The sequence below is a fragment of the Methylobacterium sp. A52T genome (assembly GCF_053346095.1).
This window is the reverse complement of sequence record NZ_JBKFBI010000201.1, coordinates 1-7,864: the sequence shown is the minus strand read 5'-3', so window position 1 is coordinate 7,864 and position 7,864 is coordinate 1. Positions and strand designations below refer to the sequence as shown.

Here is a 7,864-nt window from a genome sequence, read left to right as displayed (position 1 = left end):
TTCGCCCAGTTCCGTCGCCTCGCCATTCGCTACGAGCGACGGGCCGACATCCATCTCGCCTTCTCGACGCTGGCCGCAGCCCTCATCATCTGGCGCTTCATCGAACGATGGTTTTGTTAGGCGCTCTTATTTGATGCCCGGCTTCGGGTCGCTTGCCTTAATTGACCTGACCGGTATTCTGGACCGAGCCGCTTGAGAGGCTAAGCACGATGGCGGCCATGGGTAGCCGGACGGACAAATCCGGGAAGGTGACAAGGCGCGGGCGGTTGGTAACTCAAGGACGAATACGGTCGATGCATTTGTAGGTATTCTGCCAGGTCCCAATCACGGTCTGCGCCTCCTGGAGCGAATAGAAGATTTATTGGCTCTTCGTCATTTCGTGTGGCTTCCCCGTGCGTTCTCCGTTCGTGTGAGAAGGACGGAGCTTGGCGATGGCGCGGCTGCACGAGGGTCCTGGCTGCCGGGCACTCTCCATCGAAGACGGGCATGAGGCGAGCGTTGTCATGCACGTTCGCGGCTGCCGCTGCGCAGGACGATGTCCCGTTTGCGGCACGCTGAGCACCACCCGGCACGGTTCCTATCAGCAGCACCCCGCCGATCTACCCTCCCTTGGACGAGCCGTTCGGCTCGACCTCACCGTCCGGCGTCTGCGCTGCCTCAACCCCTCCTGTCCCCGATGGACATTCTGCCTTCCTGCCTCTTCTCTCCTGGCTCCGCACGCCCGACGAACCCGACGCCTCGCCAAGGCCCAGCAGCACGTCGGATTGGCCATCAACGCTCGAGCCGGTGCGCGCCTGCTGGCAAATCTCTCCATGCCGGCGAGCGCCTCGACGCTGCTGCGCCTCATGCACGCTGCGCCCCTGCCGCGCGTTGCACGAGCGCGGGCAATCGGTGTCGACGACTGGGCCTGGCGTCGTGGGCGCGCCTGGGGCACGCTCGTCGTCGACCTCGACCATCATCGTGCCATCGATCTTCTGCCCGACCGCAACTCGGCGATCTTCGAGGCTTGGCTAGCGTCGCACACCGATCTGGAGATCGTCGCACGGGATCGGTCGACAGGCTACGCGCGTGCGGCCCAGGCCGTCGTCCCGCGTGCCCAGCAAGTCGCGGATTGAACTGATGCGGTGGATGCCCCCCACCGACCGGCATCTCGTATGCCTGACGGTTGTATCGGAACCGATCATAGGGGTCATCGATGACGACGATCAGCATGTTGGCAGTCGATCTGTCGAAGGGCAGCTTTCAGGTCTGCGCCGTAGGTCCGGATGGGACGGTTCTCTACAACCGCGCGCTGTCGCGAGCTCGATTTGCCGCACTCCTTGCCGATCAACCGGCCTGCGTCGTGGCGATGGAAGCTTGTGCGACGTCGCATCACTGGGGTCGTGTGGCCCAGGCGAGCGGTCACGAGGTCCGGCTGGTTCCGGCGGTCTACGTGAAGCCGTTCGTCAAGCGTCAGAAGAACGATCGTGCAGACGCGGAGGCGATCGCCGAGGCGGCCGCGCGCCCGAGAATGCGATTCGTGGCGGTGAAGAGTGCCGAGACACAGGGCCGTGCGGTGGCGTTTCGGACGCATCAGTGTCTGGTCCGTCAGCGCACGCAGCTGATCAACGCGCTACGCGGCCATCTGGCCGAATTCGGTGTCGTCGCTCCGAAGGGGCCGGCAACCCTTAAGGTGCTGGAAGAGGCTCTGGCCGACGAGGTCGCCGATCTGCCCGTCGCGGTGCGAGCGATGGGGACTATCTATCTCGACCAGATAGCGGGGCTGACGCAGGTGATCGAGCGGCTGGCCAACGAACTGGAGACGGCCTCGCGGACGGACGCCGATCTGCGACGCTTACGCACCATACCGGGGATCGGACCGGTGACCGCAGGAGCCGTCGCCGCCTTCGCTCCGGATCTCGACACGTTCGATAGCGGACGCAACTTCGCCGCCTGGCTCGGTCTCGTGCCGCGGCAGCGATCCACGGGCGGCAAGGCCAAGCTCGGCTCCGTCAGCAAGATGGGGCAGACCGATATCCGACGGCTGCTCATCGTCGGAGCCATGAGCGTGATCCGCTGGGTGGTTCGCAAGGGCGGGAGCGCGAACCGCTGGCTCGCGACCCTCGTCACGCGCAAACCGAAGATGGTCGCGGCGGTCGCGCTCGCCAACAAGATGGCGCGGATGATCTGGGCCGTGACGACGAAGCAGGAAGATTACCGGATGGCGTGACCGGAGCCCCGAGCGGGCGAAGGCACGTCGTGGCCGCGAGGCCGGGGCGAGCGATCGACGAGGAGTAGGCGACACGGACTTCGAAGTTCAAGGCAGGGACATTCAGACCCGGGGCTCGAGCGCATGCAGCTCTCTGAACCGATGTGAACCCAGCCTTCCGAACAGCATACTGGCCCGTGGCGTCATCGAAGGCCACATCATGAGGCCTGACACACGTCCGATCGAAGACCCCGCCGAAACCTCAAAGATCATGCTTGCCAAACAGGGGGCATCCACACACGAGCAGCAAGACCTGCAGTCGCTTCATCGCGTCCGCGATCGGCTGGTCTCACAACGCACGAACCTGATCAATCATACCCGTGGGCTCCTGGCCGAGTACGGCCTCGTCTACCCGAAGGGTGCGGCCCGCTTTCCAGCGCGTGTGCGGGCGGAGCTTTCCGAGGCGGAGCTGTCGCCGATGGCGCGAGCAACCTTCGCAGCCCTGCTCGACGAGCTGGACGCCCTGGAGACGCGGCTTGAACGGCTCGACGACCAGCTTCGGGCAATCTGCCGCGAAGACGTCGTCTGCCGCCGCCTGATGACAGTGCCTGGCGTGGGCCCGGTGGTTGCCACCGCCCTCAAGGCCAGCGTCGGCGATGCCCGGCAGTTCCGCTCAGGGCGCGAACTCGCGGCCTGGATCGGCTTGGTGCCGCGCCAGTACTCCACCGGCGGCAAGCCACAGCTCGGGGGCGTCGGACGCCGGGCCAACCACTATCTGCGGCACCAGCTCGTTCACGGCGCCCGTGCGGTCGCTTTGCGCCTGGCCACGAAGACTGATCCGCGCTCGCGCTGGTTTCAGGCGGTGATCGACCAGCGCGGGTTCAACAAGGGGATCGTGGCGATGGCCAACAAGACCGCGCGGATTGCCTGGGCGATTCTGCGGCGGGAGGAGGATTACGCCCGCGCCTGACGCGGGCGACAGAGATCGTCGCGCGAGCGGCGATGCGTGCGAGGTGACCGACGATGGCGACACGGCGTGGACCGCCGCTTCTGATCCTGACCTACGACATGGCCTTCGAGGCCACGAGCGTTATGAGGACGGAAACAGCGGACCCCATCGAGGCCAGGGGCATGATTGCTCCACCGACAGGCCGAATAGATGCACGCACCCAAGGCCGCGGTCGTCGCTGAGGAATGCCTTGCCGCGGGAGGCGTCCATAGATTGTCGTAGCTGTTCCCGGCCGCATCCACGACGGCACCGTGGTGGCGTTGCGCTCGAACGTGCGCTGGTGCTCGGATCACCTCGAACTGCGCTGCCGGGACGGTGCGGTCGTCCGCGTGCTGTTTGCCATCGACGCGTGCGACCGCGAGATCATGGCGTGATCGGCGACCACGACAGGCGTCTCGGCCGAGATGGTCTGCGACCTGATGATCGCCTGCTGCGAGCGCCGGTTCGGCGCGACGAAGACCCCGCACCCAGTCGAGTGGCTGTCCGACAACGGCTCCGCCTACATCGCCAGGGAGACAGCGCAGACGGCCGCCGCGCTCGGCCTACGGCTGCTGTTCACCCCGGTGCGTTCGCCGCAGAGCAACAGCATCGCGGAGGCGTCCGTGAAGACGCTCAAGCGGGACTATGCCCACCTGGCCATCTTGGCCGACGTCGAAACCGTGATGCGGCTTCTGCCGGCTTGGTACGAGGACTACAACACGATCCACCCGCACTCCGGCCTGCGCATGCTCTCACCCCGAGAGTACCTCAGCCGGAGCGCCTAAACCCGCCCCGCTGCCTGTCCGGCCAATAGGGTGCACTCCAAGATCTACCCTTCGCCAGCGGACCGACCGATGGCTGTTTCACTCCGAGCGCCAGCGGTGCTATGAAGCGGCACGTCTCACAACCTAAAAGACAATCGCGTCCATATGTGCGCAAAAACTTCCTAAATCTGCTAAGCCAAAATGGCCAACGCCGCCCTCTCGTCAAATCGAAAAACAACGCTTGCAAAGAAGGGATAAGCTGGTGCGAGTCGCTATCTGCATCTCAGGGCAAATGCGAACATACAAAAAGGCACATGCAAGCCTTATCAAACATGTAGTTTCGCCGAACGTCGCGGACGTATTTGTAGATGCATGGGATAGGGCTGGCAACACAAATAAACTAATCCTCCTCTTGCCATCCGGTTTTGATTTAGCGCTCCCTATAGAGTATTGGCATTCACAGCCCGACGTAATGAATGATGAGCGCTCTCTTTTCGAGTCAGACCTTCCCAACCTTTTCGGAGAGCTTCAGCGAATCTCGTCAGCAGATGATATTGTAACGGAAGCAGAAATTAAAGAACTTTACGCGCCAATTGCAACCCGTATTGAGCCATTTATACCAAGCTACTTCGACGGCCACCTCCAAGTAGAGCGGCTAAAGCGCCTTTTTCCAGATACAACAGGTCTGAATGCCGCTCCAATGTTTTACAAGATTCACGGCTGTGATTTGATGCGGAGAGCGCACGAGCAACAACAGGGTTTCACTTACGACGTCGTGGTCAGAATGCGCCCCGATCTAGAATTTTTTTCCGACGTAATCTTCTCCGCGGAGGAGGTAAAAAACCGACTCTGGACCTTATGGAACCCGTATTACGGAATACTCGGCATCGAAGACACGAATTCTAACGACATGTTATTTGTCGGCGATTCGGATACAATGTCGTACACGGCAAATTTATGGAACGAATTGCCGACTTATTGGGACCCGGACCACAATCCAGAACGCTCCTTCGCAGATCGCGGCCCCGAGCGGATCCTCAATGATCACTTGCGCGCGCGCGGTTTGCAAGACTCAGTTCTAAAGTTAGATCCGGCTCCCAACAGAGTGGTCGCGGCAATACAATATCCTAGGCTGATCGACTTATTAAAGAAAGACATGTTGCAGATGCGCCAACTACCCAATTGGATTTCGGACTGCGTGGCACTCGCGCAGAGCCGCTTCGCAATCCATCTCCTGGCGCTTGGCGACAGTGAAGGCGCAGAACATACCCTCCGCGAAGCAGCGAGAATCGGAAATCTTGTTTGCGCAGAGCCCCATGTCGGGCGCGCGAAACTTGCAACAATACTAAATCGCACAGATCGGCTAAGTGAGCTGTTGAGTGCCGCGCGTGAAACTGGCCAAGTTCGAGCGTTTCCTGAACTTTTCGCTTAGGCAGATTCACGATGCCGGAGAATTATACTCTCGTTCAAACCCTAAAAGGGCATTCTGGCTGTCAAGTACAGCTCCTTCGTCTTGGTGACAACTATCTCGTCAGAAAAGTCTCTGCTTCATCGGACTATAACCCTCGGTTAATACGCCAATTCAAAAAGCAACAACGATTAAGCGCTATCGCCCCTGTTGCTCGTGTATTCGCAACCGACCTGCAAAACGGCCTTGTCTCGTTCGATATGGAATATATAGCAGGGAGGGATCTCGCGGCGCAATGTCTAGGTCAGCCACCAAGCTGGGTACTAAATTTCACCGAACAACTTTATTCTATGTTCAAGGAATTTTCAAGCTATACTATTGCTGGAGATCTGGATCTAAATTTTTCGCAGAAGATAAAGGAAATTGAAATTAAATTATTGCACCATCCTCTCGCACACAAAAGCCAATCCACTATAAATCGCGCAATTTCAGCACTCGCGAACGCCAACTGGGCCGCAATTCCGCACACTGAATGTCATGGAGACCTGACCTTAGAAAACTTAATTTTTCGGACAGACGGGTCACTAGTCTTTATCGACGTACTTGATGGTGAACTTGAGACATTCTGGCTCGATATAGCAAAAATATTATTTGATCTTGAAGTCGGTTGGACACTGCGAGATATTTTGTGGGTCGATCGCGGACCAGCCCACGGCGGCCGATTGCTTGAGATTTTTAGTCGATATCTATCGGAGCAGCTTATATCGAGGGTTAGAGAGCACTACCCTGAACTTTTTGCGCGCTTACCGCAACTCAAGATGCTACAGGCGCTAAGGGTCCTGCCCTACACGCATGATCCAGTAACCTTCAATCGGCTCACCGCATACATCGAGTCCAGCATACCTCTTGAGGGATAGATTTTATGATTCACAGCGGAACGATAATCTTACCAATCGCCGGACGCTCTTCGCGATTCCCTGGAACAAGACCGAAATGGATGCTGTCTGCACCCAATGGCCCGCTTATGCTCGAGCTTGCACTCACGCCGCTCCCAGACTGGCGCCAACACCGCTTCGTTATTGGCGTGCTCCGCGAACATTACGAGGATCTTGGCGGAGAGGGCGCCATTCGGCGCGCGCTGGGAAGTCATCCTGAAATAGTAGTATTCGACGACGTCACCCGCGGTCCTGCTATGACCGTATTTGAAATTATCCGGCGCGCACAAATTGATGGCCCCATTTTCATAAAAGATTGCGACAGCTGGTTCGAAAGTAGAGAGGACCTCTTTGACAACATTGTTTGCACTGTAGATCTTCGACAGGCGCCGGCTACTCGGAATATTCCGGGGAAAAGCTTCGTGCAATTAAACGAAAATAATATTGTTACAGGGATACTTGAGAAAATTGTGTGTTCAAACCATATTTCCGTAGGTGGATACGGCGTCCGCTCAGCAAGTTTGTTTGCGTCAGCGTACGAGACCGTGATGCGGTCACATGTGGAGGGCGAACCCTTCGTTTCTCATGTGTTATTTGAGCTGATTCGGCAGGGCGAAGTCTTCCGCGGCATCTCGGTGAAGAACTACGAGGACGTGGGCACGCTCGAGGCTTGGCAGGAGTTTCGAAACCGGTCTTCCGTCTACATAGTTGACCTTGACGGGGTTATCTTTCGCAACGCCGGCGCTTATATACCGCCGTTATGGAGTGAGCCTGATGTGCCACTTATCGAGAACGTCGAAACGGTACGAACACTTCTTAATAGCGGAGCCCAAATCGTTTTCATGACCGCGCGTCCGGACTCCTATCGCCAGAAAACCGAAGATGCCCTGTCTGCACTCGGTTTAAGATGGCACGCAATAATCTTCGGCCTCCATCACACTCGGCGGTTCCTAATTAACGATTTTGCGCCTTCAAATCCGTTCCCTAGCGCTGTCGCAATCAACCTCCCACGCAACGAGGATAAGCTTGGGAGCATGTTATGATCTGCTGGAATTCTGAAGGAAGATTTGGGTCTGGGCGTATGGTTTCAAGATGGGCCATGTTGGGAAATGTGACCCGCACACGTAAATTTCAACGCCCTACATGTTTCAGATTTTTCGCAAACCTCGTATCCGCACGCTTATGGACGGAGGGTACGAGGCCTTATTCTACACCTCGTCAGGATCTGAAAAATAAGTTTCGCGAAGCTGGTTGAGAACGTTTTTAGGCCGAAAATCTCGACGACTACAAAGATAGATCCGAAGCGATGACAAATTTGAAAAACGGCAATATCTCTCAGCGTGCGCGCGCACTAATCGACGCAGAATGGTATAGAAGCCATTATTTGGATTCCGATTTCGGCGCAATCGATCCCGTCGATCATTACATGAATATCGGGTGGCGTAACGGGAGTAACCCGCACCCGTTGTTCGACGCGAGCTGGTATCTACGTCAGCTTCCCGATTTTCCGCTCGGTAAGATTGACCCCTTAATTCATTTTCTGACCGCGGATCATCCACTTGCTAGCCCGCATCCACTGTT

The 7,864-nt window shown here is 57.8% G+C and carries 4 protein-coding genes and 5 pseudogenes; all 9 read left to right on the top strand.

The window, feature by feature from the left end:
• Positions 1 to 120 (top strand): annotated as a pseudogene (locus tag ACLBYE_RS28455) (IS5/IS1182 family transposase); the annotation flags it as partial.
• A gap of 305 nt (positions 121 to 425) precedes the next feature.
• Positions 426 to 1,112: pseudogene (locus ACLBYE_RS28450) on the top strand (ISL3 family transposase); the annotation flags it as partial.
• Between the two features lie 83 nt (positions 1,113 to 1,195).
• Complete coding sequence (locus ACLBYE_RS28445; RefSeq protein ID WP_447696725.1) at positions 1,196 to 2,209, top strand: IS110 family transposase; 1,014 nt, start codon at positions 1,196 to 1,198, stop codon at positions 2,207 to 2,209.
• 280 nt (positions 2,210 to 2,489) lie between these two features.
• A pseudogene (locus ACLBYE_RS28440) lies at positions 2,490 to 3,158 on the top strand (IS110 family transposase); the annotation flags it as partial.
• Positions 3,159 to 3,427: 269 nt separating this feature from the next.
• Positions 3,428 to 3,961 (top strand): annotated as a pseudogene (locus ACLBYE_RS28435) (DDE-type integrase/transposase/recombinase); the annotation flags it as partial.
• Between the two features lie 241 nt (positions 3,962 to 4,202).
• Positions 4,203 to 5,372, top strand: coding sequence for a hypothetical protein (locus tag ACLBYE_RS28430; RefSeq protein WP_447696724.1), 1,170 nt, complete (start codon positions 4,203 to 4,205; stop codon positions 5,370 to 5,372).
• A gap of 11 nt (positions 5,373 to 5,383) precedes the next feature.
• Positions 5,384 to 6,265: a phosphotransferase gene (locus ACLBYE_RS28425; protein WP_447696723.1), complete on the top strand. Its 882-nt coding sequence runs from the start codon at positions 5,384 to 5,386 to the stop codon at positions 6,263 to 6,265.
• Positions 6,266 to 6,345: 80 nt separating this feature from the next.
• Positions 6,346 to 7,326 (top strand): hypothetical protein, encoded by a 981-nt coding sequence (locus ACLBYE_RS28420; RefSeq protein WP_447696722.1) that lies wholly within the window; start codon positions 6,346 to 6,348, stop codon positions 7,324 to 7,326.
• Positions 7,327 to 7,589: 263 nt separating this feature from the next.
• Positions 7,590 to 7,864, top strand: a pseudogene (locus ACLBYE_RS28415) (hypothetical protein); the annotation flags it as partial.